The sequence below is a fragment of the Bartonella sp. ML69XJBT genome, assembly GCF_028618515.1.
GTDB lineage: Bacteria > Pseudomonadota > Alphaproteobacteria > Rhizobiales > Rhizobiaceae > Bartonella.
In genome coordinates this window covers 1-1,146 of the sequence record NZ_JAQITB010000124.1, presented here as the reverse complement: position 1 = coordinate 1,146, position 1,146 = coordinate 1, and the positions used below count along the sequence as shown (strand labels likewise).

Annotated in this window: 1 pseudogene; it reads right to left on the bottom strand. The window is 39.6% G+C overall.

What is annotated here, in order from left to right:
• Nucleotides 1-1,146, bottom strand: a pseudogene (locus PVV68_RS10465) (hypothetical protein); the annotation flags it as partial.

Genomic DNA, 1,146 nt, shown 5'->3' with positions numbered 1-1,146 from the left:
CAACAAAGGCATTAGCACTTTTACTCCAGTTCAATGCATCACTTTTTGCATCCGCAACCTCTTTGGTAATTTCTTTCTTAATATCCGTAATAGCATTATTTACATTTGTGAAAGAGGTACCAACACCCTCAAACGCAGCAGAAACAGTGTCATACTCATGCTCTTCAACCCCACTACTATCTTCTTTGAAAGTCTTAACCGTAAAGCTTGGAGCTGTCCATTCACCATTCTCATAGCTCGCACCACCACCTAAAGTCTTCGCAACCCCAGTACCAAATTTATGAAGCTGTGAGCCATTAATCGCATCGGTGGAAACTTCTGCGACTTTACCATCGCCAACATTATGCAATCCAACAGTACCTTTGCTTGGATCGCCAAAAGTCACATTCGATTTATTACTTTTACGTGCTGATCTGATAAGTCGATTGTCATCATCTGAAACTTCTTCTTGATCGTAGAAAACTGCAACTGAACGCACATCTGCAATTTCTTTATCAAGCTGACCTTTGTTAACTGCTTCATTATTATTCACAGCATCCTTCACACCAGAAAGGATTCTGTCCTTACTTCCTTTATCCGCAATATTAATTGTAGCCTCTTCCTTGTCACTACCAATATTAATATGCTTGGTCTCCTCATCCCACTTAACAAGGCTATCATCTTTTACACTCGTGATTTCATTCTTGATATCATTTTTAATATTTGTGATAGAACTACCAACGCCTGCCAAAGCTGCCGCTACATTATGATAAGTTTCATCTTTTTCCTCACCATCATCATTCACCGTCTTTATTGTAAAAGTTGGATCCGTCCACTTGCCATCCTCATAACGAGCTTCTCCACCTAAAGTCTTCGCAACACCACTCCCTAACGTATAAAGCTGTGAGCCATTAACTGCTTCCGTGGAAGTTTTCGCAATATCCCCTGCAGCAAGATATTTAATCTTGCTGTTTGTTTTTGTCTCTTCTTTTGCACCATGCGTTGCAACAAACGCCTTACTCTCATTGCTCCATAACAAAGAATCCCCTTGAACTTCTTCATTAATATTGTCTAATTTTTCATTAAAGTTATTAACAACATCATTCAGATGTTGGTTCACATTTGTGAAGTTCCCATCAATTCCGGCAAAAGCAGAGCTTACACTCG